This window comes from Pseudomonas sp. R11-23-07, from assembly GCF_003852295.1.
Classification (GTDB): Bacteria; Pseudomonadota; Gammaproteobacteria; order Pseudomonadales; family Pseudomonadaceae; genus Aquipseudomonas.
On record NZ_CP027761.1, the window covers coordinates 3,053,889 to 3,078,218 of the forward strand.

At 62.0% G+C, this 24,330-nt stretch carries 20 protein-coding genes; 13 read left to right on the plus strand and 7 right to left on the minus strand.

The genetic code is table 11. The features are described 5' to 3' along the window. Positions 1–7 precede the first annotated feature (7 nt). Entirely contained in the window at positions 8–1,333 is a 1,326-nt protein-coding gene (locus C4J84_RS13890) for a PLP-dependent aminotransferase family protein (RefSeq protein ID WP_124435551.1), read from the minus strand. Between the two features lie 90 nt (positions 1,334–1,423). On the opposite strand from C4J84_RS13890, the gene C4J84_RS13895 reads away from it, so the two are divergent. Continuing rightward, a complete protein-coding gene (locus C4J84_RS13895; RefSeq protein WP_124435552.1) occupies positions 1,424–2,314 on the plus strand; it encodes a DMT family transporter in 891 nt (296 codons plus the stop codon). A gap of 113 nt (positions 2,315–2,427) precedes the next feature. Then, positions 2,428–3,315, plus strand: a complete 888-nt coding sequence (gene yghX, locus C4J84_RS13900) for a YghX family hydrolase (protein WP_124435553.1) — start codon at positions 2,428–2,430, stop codon at positions 3,313–3,315. A gap of 101 nt (positions 3,316–3,416) precedes the next feature. On the opposite strand, the gene C4J84_RS13905 is transcribed toward yghX, so the two are convergent. After that, the gene (locus tag C4J84_RS13905; protein ID WP_124435554.1) at positions 3,417–4,289 is read right to left on the minus strand and encodes a LysR family transcriptional regulator; all 873 of its coding nucleotides are present in this window, start codon (positions 4,287–4,289) and stop codon (positions 3,417–3,419) included. A gap of 132 nt (positions 4,290–4,421) precedes the next feature. On the opposite strand from C4J84_RS13905, the gene ampC reads away from it, so the two are divergent. Beyond that, positions 4,422–5,576, plus strand: coding sequence for a class C beta-lactamase (gene ampC, locus C4J84_RS13910; RefSeq protein ID WP_124435555.1), 1,155 nt, complete (start codon positions 4,422–4,424; stop codon positions 5,574–5,576). A 130-nt stretch (positions 5,577–5,706) separates the two neighbouring features. Beyond that, positions 5,707–7,527, plus strand: a complete 1,821-nt coding sequence (locus C4J84_RS13915) for a serine hydrolase (protein ID WP_124435556.1) — start codon at positions 5,707–5,709, stop codon at positions 7,525–7,527. Between the two features lie 191 nt (positions 7,528–7,718). Here C4J84_RS13915 and C4J84_RS13920 read toward each other — a convergent pair whose 3' ends face one another. Both C4J84_RS13920 and C4J84_RS13925 read right to left on the minus strand, forming a co-directional pair. Further along, positions 7,719–8,996 carry an ATP-binding protein gene (locus C4J84_RS13920; protein ID WP_124363093.1) on the minus strand — a complete coding sequence of 426 codons (1,278 nt, stop codon included), beginning with the start codon at positions 8,994–8,996 and terminating at the stop codon, positions 7,719–7,721. After that, on the minus strand, positions 8,997–9,704 hold the full coding sequence (locus tag C4J84_RS13925; protein ID WP_124370910.1) for a response regulator: 708 nt from the start codon (positions 9,702–9,704) through the stop codon (positions 8,997–8,999). 156 nt (positions 9,705–9,860) lie between these two features. Between C4J84_RS13925 and C4J84_RS13930 the strand changes: the two genes are divergently transcribed. Further along, positions 9,861–11,063 carry an MFS transporter gene (locus C4J84_RS13930; RefSeq protein WP_124435557.1) on the plus strand — a complete coding sequence of 401 codons (1,203 nt, stop codon included), beginning with the start codon at positions 9,861–9,863 and terminating at the stop codon, positions 11,061–11,063. Here C4J84_RS13930 and C4J84_RS13935 read toward each other — a convergent pair. Continuing rightward, positions 11,019–11,621, minus strand: coding sequence for a tRNA-(ms[2]io[6]A)-hydroxylase (locus tag C4J84_RS13935; protein WP_124363096.1), 603 nt, complete (start codon positions 11,619–11,621; stop codon positions 11,019–11,021). The genes C4J84_RS13930 and C4J84_RS13935 overlap by 45 nt on opposite strands. Positions 11,622–11,767: 146 nt before the next feature. Here C4J84_RS13935 and C4J84_RS13940 point away from each other — a divergent pair, with 146 nt between their 5' ends. Continuing rightward, positions 11,768–12,631 carry a universal stress protein gene (locus tag C4J84_RS13940; protein ID WP_124429757.1) on the plus strand — a complete coding sequence of 288 codons (864 nt, stop codon included), beginning with the start codon at positions 11,768–11,770 and terminating at the stop codon, positions 12,629–12,631. Positions 12,632–12,752: 121 nt separating this feature from the next. Here the strand turns inward: C4J84_RS13940 and C4J84_RS13945 are convergent, their stop codons facing one another. After that, complete coding sequence (locus C4J84_RS13945) at positions 12,753–13,223, minus strand: DUF1289 domain-containing protein (RefSeq protein WP_124407444.1); 471 nt, start codon at positions 13,221–13,223, stop codon at positions 12,753–12,755. A gap of 396 nt (positions 13,224–13,619) precedes the next feature. On the opposite strand from C4J84_RS13945, the gene acnB reads away from it, so the two are divergent. Further along, positions 13,620–16,229 (plus strand): bifunctional aconitate hydratase 2/2-methylisocitrate dehydratase, encoded by a 2,610-nt coding sequence (gene acnB / locus C4J84_RS13950; protein ID WP_124372434.1) that lies wholly within the window; start codon positions 13,620–13,622, stop codon positions 16,227–16,229. A gap of 421 nt (positions 16,230–16,650) precedes the next feature. Here the strand turns inward: acnB and C4J84_RS13955 are convergent, their stop codons facing one another. After that, positions 16,651–17,928 carry a serine/threonine transporter gene (locus tag C4J84_RS13955; RefSeq protein WP_124435558.1) on the minus strand — a complete coding sequence of 426 codons (1,278 nt, stop codon included), beginning with the start codon at positions 17,926–17,928 and terminating at the stop codon, positions 16,651–16,653. 407 nt (positions 17,929–18,335) lie between these two features. Here C4J84_RS13955 and C4J84_RS13960 point away from each other — a divergent pair, with 407 nt between their 5' ends. From C4J84_RS13960 to C4J84_RS13985, 6 genes are all read left to right on the plus strand, one after another. Then, entirely contained in the window at positions 18,336–18,860 is a 525-nt protein-coding gene (locus C4J84_RS13960) for a cysteine hydrolase family protein (protein ID WP_124435559.1), read from the plus strand. Between the two features lie 95 nt (positions 18,861–18,955). Further along, complete coding sequence (locus C4J84_RS13965) at positions 18,956–19,909, plus strand: 2-hydroxyacid dehydrogenase (RefSeq protein WP_124370916.1); 954 nt, start codon at positions 18,956–18,958, stop codon at positions 19,907–19,909. A 170-nt stretch (positions 19,910–20,079) separates the two neighbouring features. Next, the gene (locus C4J84_RS13970) at positions 20,080–21,147 is read left to right on the plus strand and encodes a phosphotransferase family protein (RefSeq protein WP_124367257.1); all 1,068 of its coding nucleotides are present in this window, start codon (positions 20,080–20,082) and stop codon (positions 21,145–21,147) included. Between the two features lie 22 nt (positions 21,148–21,169). Beyond that, positions 21,170–21,937, plus strand: a complete 768-nt coding sequence (locus C4J84_RS13975) for an SDR family oxidoreductase (protein ID WP_124435560.1) — start codon at positions 21,170–21,172, stop codon at positions 21,935–21,937. Positions 21,938–22,006: 69 nt separating this feature from the next. After that, the gene (locus tag C4J84_RS13980) at positions 22,007–23,440 is read left to right on the plus strand and encodes a PLP-dependent aminotransferase family protein (protein ID WP_124435561.1); all 1,434 of its coding nucleotides are present in this window, start codon (positions 22,007–22,009) and stop codon (positions 23,438–23,440) included. Between the two features lie 83 nt (positions 23,441–23,523). Then, positions 23,524–23,940 carry a cupin domain-containing protein gene (locus C4J84_RS13985; RefSeq protein WP_124435562.1) on the plus strand — a complete coding sequence of 139 codons (417 nt, stop codon included), beginning with the start codon at positions 23,524–23,526 and terminating at the stop codon, positions 23,938–23,940. Positions 23,941–24,330 lie beyond the last annotated feature (390 nt).

The window sequence follows — 24,330 nt, forward strand, 5'->3', positions numbered from 1 at the left end:
CCACGGCTCACCATTGCACTACTTTGCGCACCTTGAGCAACGCCTCACGCAGCGCCGTCATCGACACCGACCCCAACGCCAGGCGCAGCGCGTGGGGCACATGGGCCGAGACGGCAAACGGCTCGGCGGTGGAAACGCCAATACCCTCGCGCTGTAAGGTCATGGCCACCTGATCGGCGCGGGCATCTTCAGCCAGCGGCAGCCACAAAAAATACGATGAAGGATGGCTGACATAGCTCAGCCCCGTCAGCACTTGCGCAGCCAAAGCTTGCCGTGCCTGGGCATCTGCGCGTTTTTGCGCCTCTAACTGCGCGACGGTGCCATCTTCGATCCAGGCCACGGCGATCGCACTCATCACCCCCGGCACGTTCCAGGTGGTGGCCATGACGGTGCGCTCCAATACCTTGACCCAAGCCAGGGGCGCCGCGATAAAACCGACGCGCAAGCCGGTGGCGACACTTTTGGAAAACCCACCCACGTAGACAGTGCATTCAGGCGCCAGGGTCGCCAGCGGCGGCGGCGCGTGTTCGGCCAGGAAGGCGTAGGCGGCGTCCTCGATGATCATCAAGTGGTGCTCTCGTGCAATCGCCACCAGGCGCTCGCGCTGCGCCAGGCTCATCACCCAGCCCAGCGGGTTATGCAGGGTCGGCATGCTGTAGACCGCGCGCACCGGCCGCTTGCGGCACAGGGCCTGCAGGTGTTCGAGGTCCGGGCCGGTGACGCTGGCCGGGATCGCGACGATTTCCAGGTGCAGGGTCTCGGCCAACACCTTGAAGCCCGAATAGGTCAATGCGTCGACGGCGATCACATCGCCAGGTTTGAGCAGCGCCATCAGGGTTACCGCCAAGCCGTGCTGGGCACCGCTGACCAGCAATACCCGTTCGGCCTGCACCGCCAGCCCGCGCTGCAACAGGTGCTGCGCGACCGCCGCACGTTCATGCGGGCGGCCGGCATGGGGCTGGTAACGCAACAGCGCTTCCAGGTCGCCGGATAACGCCAACTGGCGCAGTGCGCCACGCAAAAGCTCGGCCTGGCCGGGCAATGACGGGTAGTTGAAATTCAAGTCGAGCATGCCCGCCGCGACGGGCATCTGCCCACTGCCCTGGCCCGGCGGTAACGCCAGTTCGCGTACAAAAGTGCCACGCCCGGTTTCACCACTGACCAGCCCCATCGCCTCCAGCTCGGCGTACACGCGGCTCGCGGTGACCAGCGCCAAGCCATGCTCGGCGGCGAGTTGGCGGTGCGTGGGCAGGCGCGTGCCGGGCGGCATTTTGCCCGCACGAATGGCCTCGGCAAAGGTATCGACCAGCGACTTGTAGCGGGCGCGCGGCATTGGTGATGTATCCATGACAATTTTTTGATTGCCTCAATCTTCAGCCCTAGGATGCCGGGTACGCAACTTCCCTTTTTCGGACATACCCCCATGGAACGCACCTCGCCTTTCGCCACACTGGACAGCAGCACCCAAGGCTGGATCAACGGTTTTATTGGCGTGGTGATTTTCAGCGGTTCGTTGCCGGCCACGCGCCTGGCAGTGATGGAATTCGATCCAGTGTTCTTGACCATGATCCGCGCGACGCTCGCGGCCATCCTGGGGCTGTGCCTGTTGTGGTGGTTCCGCGAAAAACGCCCCACCCGCCCGCAATGGGCGCCCTTGGCTATCGTCGCGTTCGGCGTGGTGATCGGTTTCCCGCTGCTCACGGCGCTGGCGCTGCAATACGTGACCTCCGCGCACTCCATTGTGTTTATTGGCCTACTGCCGCTGGCGACGGCGATCTTCGGCGTGCTGCGCGGCGGCGAGCGGCCGCGACCGGTGTTCTGGTTGTTTTCGGGGCTCGGCAGTGCGCTGGTGATGGCTTACGCCTTCGCCCAGGGCCTGAGCGCTGCGCCCGCCGGGGACCTGCTGATGCTGTTGGCGGTGCTGGTCTGCGGCCTGGGCTATGCCGAAGGCGCCAAGCTGTCGCGCAGCCTGGGTGGCTGGCAGGTGATTTGCTGGGCCCTGGTAATATCGCTGCCCGTCGTCGCGCCGTTGAGCTGGCTGCTGGCACCCGCGTCGTTCACCGGCATCAGCCTGCCGGCCTGGCTGAGCCTGGGTTACGTCGCAGTGTTCAGCATGTTGGTCGGCTTTGTGTTCTGGTATCGCGGCCTGGCCCAGGGTGGCATCGCGGCGGTCGGCCAGTTGCAGTTGCTGCAACCGTTCTTTGGCCTGGCGCTGGCGGCGGGCCTGCTGCATGAGCAGGTCAGCCTGGGCATGCTGCTGGTCACGGTGGCGGTGATCGGCTGCGTGGCCGGCGCGAAGCGCTTCGCGCGCTAGCGCTAGGGGCCAGGGGCCAGGGGCTGCTAAACAGAAATGGCGTCCGCGCCCGTGGCCGCACGGGTTGATCCTGGTCTACATTTGACGGCAACCGCTAATCGAGGACTGCACCGATGACTCGTCTCACCGCCAAAGACTTCGCTCCCGAACTGCTGGAACTCTACGATGGCTACGCCCACGGCACGCTGAACCGCCGCGAATTCCTCGACCGCGCCGCGCTGTTTACCTTCGGTGGCCTGACCGCCTCGGCCCTGCTCGCCGCCCTGAGCCCCAACTACGCACTCGCCGAACAGGTGAAATTTACCGACCCCGCTATCGTTGCCGACTACGTCACCTACCCGTCACCCAAGGGTAACGGCACGGTGCGTGGCTACCTGGTGCGCCCGGCCAAGGCCGTGGGCAAACTGCCTGCGGTGGTGGTCGTGCATGAGAACCGTGGCCTGAACCCGTATATCGAAGACGTGGCGCGGCGCCTGGCCAAGGCCGGCTTTATCGCCTTGGCGCCCGATGGCCTGACCTCGGTGGGCGGCTACCCCGGCAACGATGAAAAAGGCGTGGCCCTGCAGCAGACCGTCGACCCCACCAAACTGATGAACGATTTTTTCGCCGCCATTGAGTGGCTGATGCACCACGACAGCAGCACCGGCAAAGTCGGCATCACCGGTTTCTGCTATGGCGGTGGCGTGACCAATGCGGCGGCGGTGGCCTACCCGGAACTGGCGGCGGCAGTATCGTTCTACGGGCGTCAACCCGAGGCCAAGGACGTACCCCGCATCAAGGCGCCGATCATGCTGCATTACGGGGAGCTGGATGCGCGCATCAACGAAGGTTGGCCGGCCTACGAGAATGCGCTGAAAGCCGCCGGTACAACGTATGAGGCATTTATCTACCCGGGAGCCAACCACGGCTTTCACAACGATTCGACGCCGCGTTATGACGAGTCAGCGGCAAACCTGGCCTGGGAGCGCACCCTGGGATGGTTCCGCAAATACCTCGCCTAGACTCAGTCCAACTGTGGGAGGGGGCTTGCCCCCGATGGCGGTGGCTCAGTCACATCATCTATAACTGACACACCGCAATCGGGAGCAAGCCCCCTCCCACATTAGCCAGCACTGGCTTGCAACCACCCCTTGAACGCCAGCATCGCTGGCGTCTCGGCCCGCGACTGCAAGCGCGTCAGCCAGTAACTGCCGGTGGTTATCCCCACCGCGAACGGCTGGCGAATCACATCACTCTCCAATTGCCGCGAAAACATCATCGCCGGCGCCAGTGCCACGCCAACGCCCTGCAGCGCCGCTTCCATCATCGCCAGCGACGAATCGAACACGATGCTGCGCGGTACCAGGGTGTCGGCCGGCAGCCCGGCGGCCTGGAACCACAGGCTCCATTCATCGGCGCGGTAAGAGCGCAGCAAGGTGTGTTTCAACAGGTCGGCCGGCGTGTGCAGCTGTTCGGCCAGGTGCGGCACGCAGAGCACGCTGAGCGGGGCTTCCAGCAGTTGGCAGGCCTCGGTGCCGTGCCAGGCGCCGGCACCAAAACGGATCGCGTAATCCAGGCCTTCGGCGGCTACATCGACGCGGTTGTTGTGAGTGGACAGGCGCAGGTCGATAAACGGGTAGCGGCTCTGGAAGTCCGCCAAGCGCGGCAGCAGCCAGCCCACGGCAAAGGTACCCACCGCGCCTACCGTCAACACTTCGCGGTAATGCCCGGCCTCGAACTGGCCGAGGGTCTGGGCAATCCGGTCGAACGAATCGCGCAGCACCGGCAGCAGGGTTTCGCCCTCTCGGGTGAGCATCAACCCGCGTGGCAGGCGTTTGAACAGTGTGACATTGAGTTGCGCCTCCAGGTTTTTTACCTGATGGCTGACCGCCGCCTGGGTCACACATAACTCAATGGCCGCGCGGGTGAAGCTCAGGTGCCGGGCGGAAGCCTCGAAGGCGCGCAGGGCATTAAGGGGAAGATGGGAGCGCAGCATGCTTGACCCTAGATTTACTAATGGCTCGTGCAAGATATCATCGTTTGTACCTCCCCTGGTTAAAGCCTAGATTGGCGGCGCCCGCGCAGGCCCTCAGCCTTAGTCAATCCGTTACAGGGAAGCGAAAATAACATGCAAGAAAAATCCTGTTTTAGCCTACGAAGCCTGCTGATTTCAGCGTCTCTGCTGGTTGCTGCTCCGTGCCTGGCTGCGACCGACCTGCGCGAAGTGGTGGACAGTCGCGTCAAACCGCTGATGCAGCAACAGGGCATCGTCGGGCTGTCGGTGGCCGTGGTGAAGAAGGGTCAGGCGCAATACTTTAACTACGGCGTGGCGTCCAGGGAAGGCAAGCAGCCCGTCACGCAAGACACCTTGTTCGAAGTCGGCTCAGTGTCCAAGACCTTCACTTCAACCCTCGGTGGCTATGCCCAGGCCAGCGGCAAGTTGAAGCTGTCGGACCGCGCCAGCCAGCACTGGGCCGAACTGGCCGGCAGTGCGTTCGATCACATCAGCCTGCTGCAACTGGCGACCTACACCGCAGGCGGCCTGCCGCTGCAATTCCCAGGTGCGGCCGACAGCGCCGCGACCATGCTCGATTACTACAGGCACTGGCAACCCACCGAGACCCCCGGTACGCGACGCCTCTACTCCAACCCGAGCATCGGACTGTTCGGCTACCTCGCGGCGAAAAGCCTGGGCCAGCCGTTCAATGTCGCCATGGAACAGACCTTGCTGCCGGCGCTGGGCTTGAAGAACACCTACCTCAACGTGCCCGCCGACAAGCTGGGCCGCTACGCCCAAGGCTACGACAAGCAGGACAAACCCGTGCGCGTGGGCCCAGGCGCACTCGACAGCGAAGCCTACGGCATCAAGACCAGCACCCAGGACCTGGCGCGCTACGTGATGCTCAACCTGCACCCCGAGACCTTGAGCGCGCCGCTGCAACAGGCGATCGCCACCACACACAGCGGTTACTACAGCGTCGACGGCATGACCCAGGGCCTGGGTTGGGAATACTACCCCTACCCCATCACCCAGCAGGCCTTGATAGAGGGCAACTCCACACCAATGGCGCTGGAGTCGCACACCGTCAAGTGGCTGCAACCGGCGCAGTCCCAACCGGCCAATGTGCTCTACAACAAAACCGGTTCAACCAATGGTTTCGGCGCCTACGTGGCGTATGTACCGAGCAGGGATATAGGCGTGGTGATCCTGGCCAACAGGAACTACCCGAATGCCGAACGGGTGAAAGTGGCGCATGCGATCTTGACTGCCCTGGATAACTGACTTGACACATAACCCTATGGTCGAGGCCGGCGTTAACAGTCTTTGACAGTTTCCCGACAAAGCACTCAAAGATTGCGTGCCGCCACGGCCCTAGCATTCGAGCATCCAAACCACCATCCGGGTGCTCTTCATGTTTCGCACGTTACGCGGTATCCCGCTGCTCGGTTGCCTGTTGGGCACGCTCGGTTGCCAGGGGCAACCGCCCGCCCCGCCGTCGATTCAAAAAGGCGATTACGGCGCGATCATCCGCTACCTGCAAAGCCGTATACCCCGTGAGATGGCCCGGGACAATGTGGCGGGCTTGTCGATTGCCCTGGTCAGTGGCCAGGAACTGATCTGGGCCCGTGGCTTCGGCCTGGCAGACAAGGCCCGAGGGGTGCCGGTCACCCCTAACACGGCATTTCGCGCCGGCGGCATCTCCACGTTGCTCACCGCCACGGCGGCCTTGCAACTGGTGGAACAACAGCGCCTGGGGCTGGATGCGCCGCTTCAGCAAACCTTGCGCGAGTTCCACGTACGCTCGCGGTTTCACAGCGATCAGGCCGAGGCGGATCAAGCGATTACCTTGCGCCGCTTGCTCAGCCATCAATCCGGCTTGCCCAGCGAGCATTTGCGCGATCTGCGCAGTAACTACGCCATGGGCCAGATGCCGCAACGCGTTTCGGGCGTGTGGCTGAGCAGCCCGCCGGGCTCCCAGGTGGCGTATTCCAATCTGGGCTACGCCCTGGTGGGGGCGGCCATTGAGCGCAGCACCGGTAAAAGCTTCGAGGCGCAACTGCAAGGCAGCCTGCTCAAGCCACTGGAGATGAACCAGTCAAGTTTCGTCGGCACCGGCACCCAATTGAGCTACCGCGCTTTGGGCTACGAAGAGGGCAAGGCCAGCAACGACGCGCAGGTCCGTGACCTCGCCGCCGCCAGCCTGTGGGCCAGCCCCAAAGACCTCAGCCATTACGTACACATGCTGTTCGCCAAAGGGGTCTACAAAGGCAACCGGGTACTGGACAGCGCTTCGATCGATGAGATGTTCACCCAGCAGAACACCGGCAATGCCCTGGATTTCGATTGCCAGATGGGCCTCGGCTGGTTTCTGGCGCCGTGCGGGGATGAACCCGGCCCTGGCATACGGGCCTATCAGCACAGCGGCGGCGGCGATGATTTCGCCGCGCAGTTGAGCATCCTCCCGGATCAGCAGTTGGCCGTGATCATCATGGCCAATGACAGCAATGCCGAACAGCTGGTGGTGACCTTGTCCACCGACACCCTGCGCCTGATGCTCCAGGCGCAGACCGGCAAGGCGGTCTGTGCCGACGACTGCGAGGCCCCGAACCACGGCCTCAAGCTGCGCCAGGTGCCGGCCGCAGTCGACCGCAAGCGCCTGGCCGGATTCTACGCGACCTCATGGGGCGTGTTCCGTCTCAAGGATGATCACGGGCGCTTATCCGGCGAACTGGGCGGGTGCGACTTCGAGCTGATGCGCGACGATCAAGGCTGGCTGCGCGCGCAGAAAAAGGTTTTCGGCTTCTGGCTGAAAGACCTTGGCGAACTGGGTCGCGTGCAACTGGACGTCGTCAGGGTACAGGGCCGGCAGATCCTCACTGCCCGCAGCCACGGCCAACGCGTTGCCGTGGGCGAACGCATCGAGCCGCCGCCGCTGCCCCTGGCGTGGGCGGACACCGTCGGCACTTACCAGGTGCTCAATACCCACGAGCCCGATGCGCCGCTGAGCGGCGTCAGCGTGCGCCTGGAGGAAGGCTTCCTGGTGATTCGCGGCCAACTGCATGATGAGCCCCTGACCGACTACATCCTGCTGCCCGTCGATAACGCCCACGCGGTCGTAGCCGGCAGCGGCTATGGCCTGGGCGATACCGTCAGCCGCCAGGTCAATGGCCTGAGCGCTTCGGGCTACGCCTTCAAACGTCTGCACTCGCCCCTCGACACGTTGAATTTTTAACCTGGGCGAGCAATCTGGGCTCACTGTAGGAGCGAGCTTGCTCGCGAAAAACGCCCAGGCAACGCGTTCATTCTGGATAAACGCGGGGGGCCTGAATGCTTCGCGAGCAAGCTCGCTCCTACAAAAAGCCCTAACTGACTGGCATGAGGGCAAGCCCACTCCCACATTGGCTTGTCGTTGTTTACGGATGCTTACTCGGCATACGCCCAGGTCATCCGAAACGACGCGCCACCCCACTCCGAGTCCAGCACTTGCACCTGCCCGCCATGCCATTGGCTGACCCGCTGGACCAGTGCCAGGCCCAGGCCGAAGCCGCCGGTACGGCGGTCGCGGCTTGAATCCAGGCGCATGAAGGGTTCAAAGATCTTGGCGCGGCCCTCCACCGGAATACCGGGACCATCGTCGCTGACCTGCAGTTCGTAACCGCTGCCGAACTTGATCAACGACACTTCAACCCGCCGGTCGGCATAGCGAATGGCATTGCGCAGCAGGTTGATCACCGCGCGCGCCATGAATCGTGGCTCGATGCGAATCACATCGACCTCACAGGTACGCAGCGACAACTGCACACCTGCGGCCTCGGCCTCCAGCGCCACGCTGCCGATCACGCTGTCCAGCCAACTGTGGGCCTCGATGCTTTCGCGGGTGACCTGGGTCGCGCCGCGCTCCAGGCTGGCGTAGGTCAACAGCTCGGAGACCATTTCTTCCAGCTCGCCAAGGTCGGCGTACATGTCGGCGATCAGTTCGCGGCTCTGGCGCGGATCGGCCTGCTGCTTGAGCTGGTCAAGCTCGAAGGACAAGCGCGCAATGGGCGTGCGCAGTTCGTGGGATACCGCGTTGGTCAGTTCGCGCTGGTTGGCGATCAGGCTTTCGATGCGCTCGGCCATCTGGTTGAAGTGCCCGGCCAGCGCACGCACGGTGGAGCGACGCGGCAACAGGATGCGCGAGCCGAGGTCGTTGTCGCCAAAGCGCTGCGCCGCCAGGCGGATGTGCTCCAGGTCGCGCCAGTGCGGGCGCACCCAGAAGTACAACACGATGGCCAGGCTCACGCCCAGGAGCCCGTAGGCCCACAGGTACAACCATTTCGGTTCTTCCGGCAACTGGATTTCGAGCAATTGCGGGCCATCGTCGATGGGCGCGAGGAACTTCATGAAGTCCTCGCGCACCACTACTTGGCCGGCCGCCAGCAGTGCCTGTTCGCGCGCGCTCAGGTGCTGGCTGTCGCGCTGCACCAGTTGCAGGCGCAGGCCGTAATGCGGTTGCAACTGATCCAGACGCGCCTGGCGCGCCTCGCCCTGCACCGGCCGCAGTTGTTCCACCAGGGCCCACGCCGGACCGCGCAGGGCCTCGCGATTATAGGTTTCATTGGACTCTGGCATGTACGCGTCCAGGCCATAGTTGACCAACCAGATCGCACCGGCCAAGCCAAGCGCGAGGATCAGGTACAAGCGCAGATACAGGCGCAGCATCTACAGCTCCCAGGCGAACGGATTGAACAGGTAGCCCTTGCCCCAGATGGTCTTGATGCACACCGGCTCGCGCGGGTTGTCATTGAGCTTGCCGCGCAGTTTGCTGATGTACACATCGACGCTGCGGTTCAGGCCATCGAACGCAATGCCGCGCATGCGGTTGAGGATGTCGTCGCGCGAAAGGATGGTTCCCGAGCTGCTCGCCAGTAGCCAGAGCAATTCGAACTCCATGGTGGTGAGGTCGATTTTTTCATCGCCCAGGCTGACCACCCGGCAACTGCGGTTGATCGACAACCGGCCGAATTCCAGATAATCGCGTACCGTCGTCTCGGGCACTTGCCGACGTTGCAGGGCCCGCAGACGCGCCAGCAATACCGGCGGTTTGATGGGTTTGATCACATAGTCATCGGCACCGGACTCCAGGCCTAGAATATGGTCCAGGTCATCTTCCTTGGCGGTGAGGATCACAATCGGTGTGTCGGACACTGCGCGGATCTCGCGACACACATGCAGGCCGCTCTGGCCCGGCAACATCAAGTCGAGCACGACCATTTTCGGTTTGAACGCCAGGAATGCCGCCAAGGCCAAATCGCCCCGGTGCACCGCCTGCACCTCGAAACCATGTTGCGACAGAAAATGCGCGATCAGTCCTGCCAGCTTCTCATCGTCCTCGACGAGCAGGACTTTGCCCAGACCCAGGTTTTCCATAAGTTCTCAGTGTGCGAACGCCGATTGAAAGGCTGGCAGTATAGGTGGCAAGCTGCCCAACGGGAGCCGCCGCATGCAGGGTGCCAGCAAGCTTCATGCTTTTAAGAGTTTTTAACAAATAGCCTGCACTCTTTTACGCCATTCACAGGGAGTTATATGCGCAAGGATTACCTGGCGTTCTTCGTTTCACTGTTTCTGTCGCGGCTGGCGGACCAGATTCTGCTGTTCATCGTGCCGCTGATTGTGTTCCAAACCACCCAGAGCGTGTCGTGGGCGGGCCTGGCGTTCTTTCTCGAGTCACTGCCGCGCTACCTGGCCTTTCCGGTGTGCGGGGCGTTGTGCGACAGGTTTTCACCCGTGCGCATCCTGCATGTCAGCCAAGTGTATCGGGCGTTGGCCTGCGTGGTAGCGGTGGCGCTGTACGGGCTGTTCGACGGTATCCAATGGCTGGTGATCCTGTCGGCGTTTTGCGGGGTATTGACCACCCAGGGCATCATGGCGCGGGAAGTGCTGATGCCGCATATTTTCCAGCATTACACCTATACCAAGACGTTGTCTTATTCGCAGATCGCCGACCAGAGCGGCCTGGTACTCGGCCCGTTGGTGGCGGCGCTGATGCTGGAAGTCTGGGCGTGGCCTTGGGTGGTGCTGGGCATCGCCGCACTGTTTGTGCTGGCAGACCTGGCGATGCTGGCCTGGCAGCGCAACACCCGCGTGAACCTGCAGCCCCATGAGCCGCAGCACCCGGGTCTCTGGCTGCAGCCGCTGCGCACCGCTTTGGGCCACATCCGCAGCCGGGTGGAGTTGAAGCGCATCATTACCCTGGCCATCGGTGTGAACCTGATCGTCGGCGTGACGCTGGCCACGTCGGCGGCCCTGGTCACCGGGCAATACGCGGCGGACAAGGACGCCTACGCCCTCCTGCAAGCCGCTGGCGCGGTGGTCACCCTGGTAATTCTGTTTTACCTCGCGCGTTCGAGCCTGGCGCTGAAGGTGCTCGGCGGGCTGTCGTATTCGATGATCGCCGTCGGCGCGCTGATCACCGCCCTCAGCCCCGGCGTGTGGGTGTACGCCGTGGGCTTCCTGCTGGTGAGCGGTTTCGACAAGATGTTCAACGTGTACATGCGCAGCACTCGTCAGCGGGTGATTCCGGTGCAGGATTTCGGCAAAACGGTGGGAGTGATCACCCTGCTCAACAACCTCGCCCAGCCCTTGGCGGGCTTGCTGATTGCGGTGCTGGCAGCGCCGCTTGGCACGCAAATGGTGATCCTGCTGCTGACCGGGATCAGCGCCTTGATCGGCGTAGCCGTGGCCTCAGGCTGGCACGCCACTGTGAAAGCGGAACTCGACGTCGGCTGACTCGATCAACGCCTGCTCGGCCGCCCTCACCCGCTCGATCACCTGGGCGATGTCCTTGGCATCACCGTACTGGTAGGCCAATTTCAAGTAACCCTGGAAGTGCCGCGCTTCGCTTTTGAGCAAACCGAAGTAGAACTTGCCGAGTTCTTCGTCCAAATGTGGCACCAGCGCCTCGAAACGCTCGCAACTGCGCGCTTCGATAAAGGCCCCCACCACCAGGGTATCCACCAGTTTGACCGGCTCATGGTTGCGCACCACCTTGCGCAAACCCGAGGCGTAACGGCCGGCGGACAATTGGCGCAGCTCAACCTTGCGTTTTTTCATCAGGCGCATGACCTGCTCATGGTGCACCAGCTCTTCACGGGCCAGCCGCGACATCATATTGATCAGGTCGAGGTGGCCGTGATACTTGGCGATCAGGCTCAGGGCGGTGCTGGCGGCTTTGAATTCGCAGTTCTTGTGGTCGATCAGCAGGGTGTCCTGGTCGGCCAAAGCGGCCTGGACCCAGGCGTCGGGGGTGCGGCAACCGAGGAATTCGTGGATTTCGGGCAGGATCATCGGGCTCACGGGCAAAGGATCACAAAAGGGCGCCGATTATACCGACCACGCCGCAGACCACCAGCCATGGGCCTTGATGTACATCAAGATGACGGCACGCGTGCAGCAACTATAGTTGTTGCAGGCCCACTCCTGGAGAACCGACCATGCAAGCCATCCGCAGCATCCTGGTGGTCATCGAGCCCGAGCATCCCGAAAGCCTGGCCCTCAAGCGCGCGAAGCTGATCGCCGGGGTCACCGACGCGCACCTGCATTTGCTGGTCTGTGACAGAAAGCATGAGTATTCGGCGCTGCTGAGCCTGCTCAAATCCGGCCTGCAGGAGGACGGGTACAGCGTCACGACCGAACAGGCGTGGAACGACAGCCTGCATGCAACCATCGTCGACGTGCAGCAGGCCGAGGGCTGCGGCCTGGTGATCAAGCAGCACTTTGCCGACAGCCCGCTGAAAAAGGCCCTGCTGACCCCGGCAGACTGGAAACTGTTGCGCTATTGCCCGACGCCCGTGCTGCTGGTCAAGACCGCCACGCCCTGGGCCGGCGGCGTGATTCTGGCGGCCGTCGACGTGGGCAATACCGACAGCGAACACCGCTCGCTGCATAACTCCATCATCGACCACGGCTTTGATATCGCCAGCCTGGCCAAGGCGCAGTTGCATGTGATCAGCGCGCATCCCTCGCCGATGCTGTCGGCGGCGGACCCGACGTTTCAACTGCGGGAAACCATCGAGGCGCGTTATCGCGAGCAGTGCCAGGCCTTCCAGGCCGAATTCGATGTGGATGACGCACACCTGCATATCAAGGAAGGCCCGGCGGATGTGCTGATTCCCCATATTGCCCACCAGTTGCAGGCGGCACTGACGATTATCGGCACCGTGGCGCGCACTGGAATTTCCGGGGCGTTGATCGGCAATACGGCAGAGGTGGTGCTGGATGCGGTGGAAAGCGATGTGCTGGTGCTCAAGCCGCAGACGCTGATGGACCATTTGGAAGAACTCGCCACCCAAGCCTGAAGCAATGAAGATCAAATGTGGGAGGGGGCTTGCCCCCGATGACTGAGTGTCAGTCACTGAATAAGCCAACTGATCCACCGCTATCGGGGGCAAGCCCCCTCCCACATTTTGATCTTTACCGTCAGGTAGATAGCGCATCTTTAAGGAATCCCGGTGCGATATAGCGCTGGTAATGCGCCTCGGACAAGATAAAGAACTCCCGATCAATCGCATCGCGCAGGTCTGGCAAGGGCCAGTCGCGAAACTCCGGCAGCAACACCATGCCGTAGGCCTCCAGGTTATTGATCACCCGCGCCCCACGCGCAATCAACTGATAGGCCCAGCAATACTCGGACTGGTGCGGCACGAAGCGAATCTTGCGCTGTTCCAACTGCCCGCGCAGGGTCTTGGGGGCAAAAACTTCGACTTTGCCGGCCATCACCTGCACCAGCAATTGCTCGAGCCTGAGCCAGACCGCACGCTTTTCTTCTTCGTTATAACCATTCCACTGGATCACTTCGTGGTGAAAGCGCTTGCAGCCGCGACACACGAGATCGCCGTAGACCGTGGAGCACAGGCCGACGCAGGGGGTCTTGATGGTTTGGTTGGACATGGGCGAAAACACGCAGATCAGCGAAACAGTGCGCCATGTTAGCCCTTTGTCTAAGGTTGATCACCCTGCAAACTTGGTGACGCAACTTACCTTTAGATTTTTTTTGCCGTAGAATCACCCGGCCTTGTAAGGCGCCAATAATCCGCTGGAAGCTGTTTTCAAAGCGTCACGAGCACAGTCGTTCCTTCAGAACGGTGTTGGCGCAGGTTTGACCCCGGTAGGTCAACACTTGCGCCGACCCTCATCAGCTCCGTTCTGCAGGCGTAAAACTTTGAAAGCAGCTTCTGTAAGGACGGTCGGCAGCGCTGGCTTTGCGGCCCAAAAAGCCCCCGAGCGCACGCGTGCCGGTCATTCCTGGATGAGCGTCCCGTGGGACCACTGATGAGGGTAATAACTGTGCTTGAAGCCTACCGCAAACATATCGAAGAGCGTGCCGCCCTGGGTATCGTGCCCCAGCCGCTTAACGCCGAACAAACCGCAGGCCTGGTCGAGCTGCTGAAAAATCCCCCGGCTGGCGAAGAAGAATTCCTCGTTGACCTGATCACCAACCGCATTCCACCGGGCGTTGACGAAGCTGCCTACGTCAAGGCCGGTTTCCTGTCCGCCCTGGCCAAGGGCGAAGCCACCTCCCCCCTGATCGACAAAAAGCGCGCTGTTGAACTGCTTGGCACCATGCAAGGCGGCTACAACATCGTGACGTTGGTCGAGCTGCTGGACGACGCCACGCTGGCGCCTGTCGCGGCCGCCCAACTCAAACACACCCTGCTGATGTTCGATGCGTTCCACGACGTGGCGGAAAAAGCCCGCAACGGCAACGAACACGCCAAAGGCGTGATCCAGTCCTGGGCCGACGGCGAATGGTTCCGCAACCGTCCGACCCTGGCCGACAAGATCAGCCTGCGCGTGTTCAAGGTCACCGGCGAAACCAACACCGACGACCTGTCCCCTGCCCCGGACGCCTGGTCGCGCCCTGACATCCCGCTGCACGCCCTGGCCATGCTGAAAATGGCCCGTGAAGGCATCGTGCCGGACGAGCAAGGCAAGACCGGCCCGATGAAGCAGATCGAAGAAATGCGCGGCCAAGGCTTCCCGATCGCCTACGTCGGCGACGTGGTCGGTACCGGTTCGTCGCGTAAATCGGCGACCAACTCCGTGCTGTGGTTCTTCGGCGACGACGTTCCCTTTGTTCCGAACAAGCGCGCCGGCGGTTTCTGCTTCGGCAGCAAAATCGCTCCGATCTTCTACAACACCATGGAAGATGCGGGCGCACTGCCGATCGAGTTCGACGTCACCAACATGCACATGGGCGACGTGATCGACCTGTACCCGCATGCTGGCAAAGTCTGCAAACACGGCACCGATGAAGTCATCACCACCTTCGAAATGAAGACCCCGGTGCTGTTGGACGAAGTACGCGCCGGCGGCCGTATTCCGCTGATCATCGGTCGCGGCCTGACCGACAAGGCCCGTGCCGAACTGGGCCTGGGCCCTACCGACCTGTTCAAGCTGCCTGAAGCGCCTGTCGACACCGGCAAGGGCTTCACCCTGGCGCAGAAAATGGTCGGCAAGGCGTGCGGCCTGCCGGAAGGCAAAGGCGTGCGCCCTGGCACCTACTGCGAACCGAAGATGACCACCGTCGGTTCCCAGGACACCACCGGTCCGATGACCCGTGATGAACTCAAAGACCTGGCGTGCCTGGGCTTCTCGACCGACCTGGTGATGCAGTCGTTCTGCCACACCGCGGCTTATCCAAAGCCGATCGACGTGACCACCCACCACACCCTGCCTGACTTCATCATGACCCGTGGCGGTGTATCGCTGCGTCCAGGCGATGGCATCATCCACAGCTGGCTGAACCGCATGCTGCTGCCGGACACCGTCGGTACCGGTGGTGACTCCCACACCCGCTTCCCGATGGGCATCTCGTTCCCGGCCGGCTCCGGTCTGGTCGCGTTCGCCGCTGCCACCGGCGTGATGCCGCTGGACATGCCGGAATCGATCCTGGTGCGCTTCAAAGGCAAGATGAAGCCTGGCATCACCCTGCGTGACCTGGTGCATGCCATTCCTTACTACGCGATCCAGGCTGGCCTGCTGACCGTAGAGAAGAAAGGCAAGAAAAACGCCTTCTCCGGCCGCATCCTGGAAATCGAAGGCCTGAACGACCTGACGCTGGAACAGGCTTTCGAGCTGTCCGACGCCTCGGCTGAACGTTCGGCTGCCGGTTGCACCATCAAGCTGTCCAAGGACTCCGTCACCGAGTACCTGAACTCCAACATCACCTTGCTGCGCTGGATGATCGGCGAAGGCTACGGCGATCCACGCACCCTGGAACGTCGCGCCCAAGCGATGGAAGCCTGGGTTGCCAACCCGGAGCTGATGGAAGCCGATGCCGACGCCGAATACGCCGAAATCATCGAGATCGACCTGTCGGAAATTAACGAGCCGATCCTCTGCGCCCCGAACGACCCGGACGATGCCCGTCTGCTGTCGAGCGTTGCCGGTGAGAAGATCGACGAAGTGTTCATCGGTTCGTGCATGACCAACATCGGTCACTTCCGCGCTGCCGGTAAGCTGCTGGAGCAGGTCAAGGGCCAGTTGCCGACCCGTCTGTGGCTGTCGCCGCCGACCAAGATGGACGCCCACCAGCTGACCGAAGAAGGCTACTACGGCATCTACGGCAAGGCTGGCGCGCGCATGGAAATGCCGGGCTGCTCGCTGTGCATGGGTAACCAGGCGCGTGTGGAGCCGAATTCGACCGTCGTGTCGACCTCGACCCGTAACTTCCCGAACCGTCTGGGCGATGGCGCCAACGTCTACCTGGCCTCGGCCGAGCTGGCGGCAGTCGCCTCTACCCTGGGTCGCCTGCCGACCGTCGAAGAGTACATGGGCTACGCGGCGAAACTGGACACCATGGCCAGTGACGTCTACCGCTACCTGAACTTCGACCAGATCGCCGAGTTCCGCAAGATCGCGGCAAGCGCCAACATCCCGGTGATTCAAGCTTAACGGTGTGTTGATGTGACAGGCGCCGCGTATCGCAAGGTACGCGGCGTTTTTTATGCCTGGAATACAAACAAATATGGGAGGGGGCTTGCTCCCGATAGCAGTGGTTCAGTCAATTCATAGGTGACTGATACACCGCCATCGGGGGCAAGCCCCCTCCCACATTTGGTCCTCTGTAGCCCTTGCAGGCGGTGTCAGACCTTAGCCATCAGCGAGTCAACCAGAGCAGTGATCGCCATCTGGAGATACGCGGCATTTTCATGCCTGGAATACAATCCCAGCAACACCACCAAACACATGTGGGAGGGGGCTTGCTCCCGATAGCAGTGGTTCAGTCAATTCATAGGTGACCGACATACAGCTATCGGGAGCAAGCCCCCTCCCACATTTGGTTCTGGGACAGCCTTGGAGATTGTGTCAGACCTTAAGCCATCAGCGAATACACCAATGCAGTAATCGCTACCAACCCCACCGCCGTGACAAACACATTCGACGCCTGCCCCCGGTACTTGGCCATGGCCGGCACTTTGCGGATGGCGTACATCGGCATCAGGAACAGGATCGATGCAATCACCGGCCCACCCAGGGTCTCGATCATACCGAGGATGCTTGGGTTAAGCGTGGCGACGACCCAGCACACCACCAGCATTAAGGCGGCGGTCATGCGGTCCAGAGACTTGGCTGCCGGGCGGCGACCGGTCTTCAGCACCAGGCCCTTGAGGCCTTCGCTGGCACCGATGTAGTGGCCCAGGAATGACTTGGCAATCGCCACGAATGCAATCAACGGCGCGGCGAAGGCAATGGTCGGGTTGTCAAAGTGGTTGGCCAGGTACGACAGGATCGACAGGTTCTGCGCTTTCGCCTCGGCCAACTGCGCCGGTGACAGGGTCAGTACGCAACTGAACACGAAGAACAGCACCATCACCACCATCAACAGGTGCGCGCGGGACAGGATCTGCGAGCTGCGCTCGTCGGCGTGTGCCCCATACTGACGTTTCTGGTCTACCGCGAAGGCCGAGATGATCGGCGAGTGGTTGAACGAGAACACCATCACCGGAATCGCCAGCCACAAGGTGTTGAGCAAGGCCGACGGCGCCGGAATCTCACGGGCGGTACTCAGGATGCCGCCCGTCCAATGCGGCACCAGGTACACGGCGAGGAACAGCAAGGCAACGATAAACGGATACACCATCAGGCTCATGGCCTTGACGATCACCTTTTCGCCGCAACGCACCACCGCCAGCAAGCCCAGGATCAGCACAAACGCCAGGACTGCCCGAGGCGGCGGCATGATGTGCAGTTGGTGTTCCATGAAGCTGCTGACGGTGTTGGTCAGGGCCACGCTATAGATCAGCAGGATCGGGAAGATCGCAAAGAAGTACAGCAAGGTGATCAACGCGCCGGCTTTAATGCCGAAATGCTCTTCGACCACATCGGTAATGTCGGAACCTTCCCGGCCGGAGAGTACGAAACGGGTCAGCCCACGGTGGGCAAAGAACGTCATTGGAAAGGCCAGCAGCGCCAGGATCACCAGCGGCCAGAAGCCCCCCAGGCCCGCGTTGATCGGCAAGAACAAAGTACCGGCGCCGATGGCGGTGCCGAACAGCCCAAGCATCCAGGTGGTGTCCTGGCGGCTCCAGCTTGTGAGCGTTGCAGGTGTCGTTGCATAGCGTTCGTCGACGCTATTGGCCTGATCATTCATCCGGTCGGATCTCCGCATTCACACGGCCGGGACGAGTCAGAAAAACCTGACAGGCAGCGCCCCGACCTCAACAGGGGCGCGATTGTCCGGGATTCTCGTGCATAAGCAAAGACTTAGCTGAGGAATGGTTCGGCGGTGCAGCTGTCCCAGCCTGGCATCAGGCGTCGCTGGCCGTGGAAGAAACCGGAAACATCCGTTGACAGTCTTTCACCCGCACCAGCATGATCGGTACATGAGATCTATTCAGTTGTTCCTTACCCGCACCACCACCACGACCGCTTATGGCGGGCCGTGCGGTTGCTGTGGGTGGTTCATCTAACGACACCCTGAAGCACCCAAAGGCCCCGCCAGCGATGGACGGGGCTTTTTTATTGCTCCGCCATCCGGCACTCAACAGGAGCAACACCATGACAGCCGCCCTTTTGATTATCGACATGCAAACTGGCCTGTACGACGGACCGCACAAACCCTTCGAGCGTGAACGGGTGCTGCACACCATCAACCAGCTGATCCGGCGCGCCCGCACGGCCGGCGCCCCGATTTTCGTCGCACGTCATACCGGGCCCGCCGGCTCGTCCATCGCAGCGGGCAGCCCGCTGTGGCAGCTGTGGAGCGGCCTGGAGGTCGACGAATCCCGCGATTACCTGTTCGACAAGACCCGCCCGAGCTGTTTCCTGGGCACCGATCTGGCGCAACAATTGAAGCAAGCGCAGGTCGACGAACTGGTGATTGTGGGCATGAAAACCCAGTTCTGTGTCGACACCACCTGCAGAGTGGCGATAGAGCTGGGCTTCTCGGTGATGTTGCCGGAGGACGCCCATACGTGCATGGATACCCCGGCGTTGACGGCCAAGGCGATCATTGATCACCACAATGAGACGTTGGCCGGAGCGTTTGTGAAGCGCATGCAAGCCGCCGAGATTGGCTTTTGAAACTACTGTAGGAGCGCCAGCTCCTACAGCAACCTACGTTCCGTCTTACAAATCCCGCATACTCATGCGCTCAAGCACTTCAGGAAGAACCTTGCATGACTACCACTGTTCTGGTCCTGGTTGAGACCATCAACGAATACCTGCAAATCATCGAGAGCAATGATTTCCATGTAATCCTGGCACCGACGCCTGTCGAACGTGCCCAGGCGATCAAGGCCCACGGCGGGCAGATCAAGGCCGTGCTCACCCGTGGCCCGCTGGGGCTGTATGCCGAGGAAATCGCCGCGCTGCCGTTGCTGGAGATCATCTGCGTGATTGGTGCCGGCTACGAACATGTAGACCTGCAGGCCGCCGCCAACCGTGGGATTGTGGTGACTAACGGCGCCGGGGTGAATGCGCCGTCGGTGGCTGACCATGCCATGGCCTTGCTGCTGTCGCTGGTGCGCGGTATCCCCCAGACTGACGCCGCCGTGCGCCGCAGTGAATGGCCGAAGGTGATGCGCCCTTCCCTGGGCGGCAAGCAATTGGGGATTCTCGGGCTGGGCGCCGTGGGCCTGGAGATCGCCAAGCGCGCGTCCCTGGGGTTTGGCATGGAGGTCAGCTACCACAACCGCCAACCACGCGATGACGTGGATTACACCTACTGCTCAACCGCCGTGGAGCTGGCGCGCACCTCGGATTTCCTGATCCTGGCCACGCCCGGTGGCGCCGGCACTCGCCACCTGATCGACCGCCACGCCCTCGACGCCCTGGGGCCGAACGGTTATCTGGTCAATATCGGTCGTGGCAGCGTGGTGGTCACCGCCGACCTGGTGGCTGCGCTGGAACAGCGACGTATCGGCGGCGCCGCGCTGGACGTCTTCGACGACGAACCCAAGGTGCCCGATGCGCTCAAGCGCCTGAACAATACCGTGCTGACTTCCCATGTAGCCGGCCTGTCGCCCGAAGCCACCCACGACACCGTGCAGCGGGTCGCCGACAATCTGGTGGAATACTTTGCCGGTCGCCCTGTACTGACCCCCGTGACACTCCCGTCGCGCAATCCGTAGCGAATACCCGCGCCGGGGCCGTGCCGCCCTGGTGATTTGCGTGGATCAGGCCCGCTGATCATTCCCCAACACGCTAACCTATTAAGCCGCCCCGACCTTGTCGCTGGGCGGTGACGCGCATTAGATTAGCCAATAGTCCAAGGCCTTTAAAATAAGCAGAAGGGATAAGCATGCCGCTTAACGACCAATCGACCCAGATTCGCCCAGGCGAAGAACTTGATGCCGGCCTGATCGATCCCTACCTCAAGGCCCATATTCCCGGCCTGCACGGCACGCTCAAGATCAGCCAGTTTCCCGGCGGCGCCTCCAACCTGACCTATCTGCTGGAATACCCGGACCGGGAATTTGTGTTGCGTCGCCCGCCATTCGGCCACAAGGCCAAGTCCGCCCACGACATGGGGCGTGAATACCGCATTCTCAACCAGCTCAAGGATGGCTTTCCGTACTGCCCCAAGGCCTACGTGCACTGCACCGATGAAACGGTGATCGGCGCTGAGTTCTATGTCATGGAACGGGTCAATGGGATTATTTTGCGCTCAGACCTGCCGGCCGAACTGGGCCTGGACGCGAGCCGAACCGAAGCGTTGTGCAAAAGCTTTATCGACAAATTCGTCGAACTGCATCAGGTCGACTACACCGCCTGCGGCCTGGCCGACCTGGGCAAGCCCCAAGGCTACGTGGAACGCCAGATCCGCGGCTGGAGCGAGCGCTACGAAAAAGCCCTGACCCCCGATGCCCCGCGCTGGGAAGCCGTGCGCGCCTGGCTCAACGACAAAATGCCGGCCGACCACCCGACCTCCAGCATCGTGCACAACGACTATCGCTTCGACAACGTGATTCTCGACCCGCGCAACCCGATGCAGATCATCGGCGTGCTGGACTGGGAGCTGACCACCCTCGGCGACCCGTTGATGGACTTGGGCAACACCCTCGCCTACTGGATCGAAGCCGCTGACCCCGCGCCCGTGCAGTTGATGCGTCGCCAGCCAAGCAATGCGCCTGGCATGCTCACCCGCCGCCAGTTCGTCGACTACTACGCCGAACGCTCGGGCATCCAGATCGACAATTTCGACTTCTACTACACCTACGGCCTGTTCCGCCTGGCCGGCATCGTGCAGCAGATCTACTACCGTTTCTTCCATGGCCAGACCCAGGACAAACGCTTTGCCCAGTTCATCCACATGAACAAGCTGCTGGAGCAGATGAGCCTGGCGGTCATCGGCAAATCCGCCCTCTGATAACAATCATAAGGAACCCTTCATGTCCAAGACCCACCTGTTCGACCTCGACGGCAAGATCGCTTTCGTTTCCGGCGCCAGCCGTGGCATCGGCGAGGCCATCGCCAAGCTGCTGGCCCAGCAAGGCGCCCATGTGATTGTCTCCAGCCGCAAAATCGAAGGCTGCCAGCACGTTGCCGACGCGATCATCGCCGACGGCGGCAAGGCCACTGCGGTGGCCTGCCATATCGGTGAAATGGAGCAGATCACCCAGGTGTTCGCCGGTATCCGTGAACAGTTCGGCCGCCTGGACATCCTGGTCAACAACGCCGCGACCAACCCACAGTTCTGCAACGTGCTGGACACTGACCTCGGCGCGTTCCAGAAGACCGTCGACGTGAACATCCGTGGCTACTTCTTCATGTCGGTGGAAGCCGGCAAACTGATGCGCGACAACGGCGGTGGCAGCATCATCAACGTCGCCTCGATCAACGGCATTTCCCCTGGCGTGTTCCAGGGCATCTATTCGGTGACCAAGGCCGCCGTGATCAACATGACCAAAGTTTTCGCCAAGGAATGCGCCGAATTCGGCATTCGTTGCAACGCGCTGCTGCCAGGCTTGACCGACACCAAGTTCGCCTCGGCGCTGGTCAAGAACGACGCGATCCTGAAGATGGCCCTGGCGCAGATCCCGCTCAAGCGCGTGGCCGACCCCAGCGAAATGGCCGGCGCGGTGCTGTTCCTGGCCAGCGATGCGTCGAGCTACACCACCGGCGTGTCGTTGAATGTGGACGGTGGTTTCCTGTCCTGAGGCCGCCGGGTTTCTTCCAATCGATTTGCGCGTAACCTTGGCGCAGATCGATCTGCCCCAGGATGAAACATGGAACTGCACCTCGTCATCAACGGCCGCAAGGACCTGGCAGCCCAGCTTTACCAGCAACTGCGTGAGGCCATCGCCACCGGGCGGCTGGCAGCCGGCGCGCAATTGCCGCCCAGCCGGCTGCTCGCCGAGCAATTGGGCGTATCGCGCAAAACGGTCTCGGATACCTACGCCACTTTGACGTATGAAGGCCTGCTGGTCGGCAGGATTGGCCGAGGCACCTTCGTCAATGCGTGGGCACCGCAGCCCGACCGTGTACAGACCGCCACCGACCTAGCTTGCGCCGCCAACCTGAGCAAATGGGCGGCACTGCCCTCGCCTATGCACCACCCCGCCAGCGGCGACATCCTGCGCTACGAATTCATCGGCGGGGCAACCACGCGCAGTCAGTTCCCCCAGGAAGAATGGCGGCGCTGCACCCAGGATGCATTACGCCGTATCGCCAGGAACAGCGGTTTCTATAGCCAACCGGAGGGCTTGCCGGCACTGCGCGAGGCCATCGCCGGGCATATCGCGTTTTCACGCGGGGTGAAATGCCGCGCCAGTGACATCGTGGTGACCAATGGCGCGCAACAGGCACTGGACCTGATCGCCCGCGTGGTCCTCGAGCCAGGCAGCATCGTCGCCATGGAAGACCCTGGCTACAGCCCGGCGCGCCAGTTGTTCGTGGCGATGGGGGCGAAGGTCGCCAGCGTTCCGGTCGATGCACAGGGCATTCAGGTTGACCAGATCCCCGAGGGCACGCGGCTCGTCTATGTGACGCCGTCCCACCAGTTTCCCCTCGGCATGCCCATGAGCCTGGCGCGGCGCAAAGCCTTGCTGGACCGCGCGATCGAACTCGGGGCGATCATCATCGAAGACGACTACGACAGTGAATTCCGCTACCAGGGCCGCCCCACCGACTCCCTGCAAAGCCTGGACACGCGAGGCGTGGTGACCTACGTCGGGACTTTTTCGAAAACCCTGCTACCCGAGTTGCGCCTGGGCTACGCGGTGCTGCCGCCGGCGATCCATGGCGCGGTGCTCAAGGCCAAGCAATTGACCGACCAGCACAGCTCCACCCTGCCGCAATGGGCGCTGGCCAAGTTCATCAGCGAAGGCTATCTGCTCAAACATATTCGCCGCTGCCACAGCGTGTATGCGGGGCGGCGCGAACGGATCCTGCAGCGCCTGGCGGGCGACCTGTCGCCCTGGTTCGAGGCGGTGCCGACGGTGGCCGGGTTCCACCTGGCGGCACTGTGCAAAGTGCCGGTGGACATCCCGCTGTTGATGCAGCTGGCGCGCGAGGTGGAGGTCGGCTTGTATCCCCTGGATGGGTTTTTCCACGACGTGCCGCCACGCGCGGGGCTGATTCTCGGCTTCGGTGCCATCGAAACCCTCGATATCGACCCGGCGCTGGATAGGGTGCGCGACATCCTGTTGCGGATTGGCTAGGGGGTTTTCCGGCGGATTGGTCATTGGTCGATCCTGCCCCCGGGCGTAGGGTGAACAGGTCTCCAACCCCGTGGAACCCCATCATGAAACGACTGCTCGCCACCGCTGCGATACTCACCTCGCTCACGGCCTACGGCCACGAGCCGGTGTACAACCAGGAAACCCTCAAGGTGCTGCAAGCGCACGCCTTGACCAATGTGCCCGGCAAGAAAACCATCATGCTCACCGTGGACTACGCCCCCGGCCAGGCCACCGTGCCCCACAGCCACACCGGCACTGCCGTAGCTTATGTGCTGGAAGGTGCAGTCACTTCACGGGTCAACGATGAGAAAGCCGTGACCTACAAGGCCGGCGAGTCGTTCTACGAGCCCGCCGGTTCGCGGCACTTCGAATCGAGCAACGCCAGCCAGACCCAGCCTGCCAGGCTGCTGGTGGTGATGGTGCTGGATGACAAGGCCGAGGTGCTGACGCCGCTTGCCCACCAAGCCGCCTCGGAATAAAAAATGTGGTAGGGGGCTTGCCCCCGATGGCCATAGGTATCTACACAACTTTGGCGTAGCCCTGAACCTGTGGCGAGGGAGCTTGCTCCCGTGGCGACCTGGAGGCCTATAGCTAACTGACTGATGCCGCGCGATCCAAATGTGGGAGGGGGCTTGCCCTAATGCCAGTCAGTTAAGCGAAAGTGGTCCACTGTAGGAGCGAGCTTGCTCGCGAAAAACGCCTAGGCAACGCGTTCATTCTGAATAAACGCGGAGGCCCTGAGTTCTTCGCGAGCAAGCTCGCTCCTACAAAAAACCTTAACTGACTGGCATTAGGGCTTGCCCCCGATGGCGGCCTGACAGCCGACCAGGATGTCGGATCAGGGCGAGTACATATCCGTTGCTGCGGTA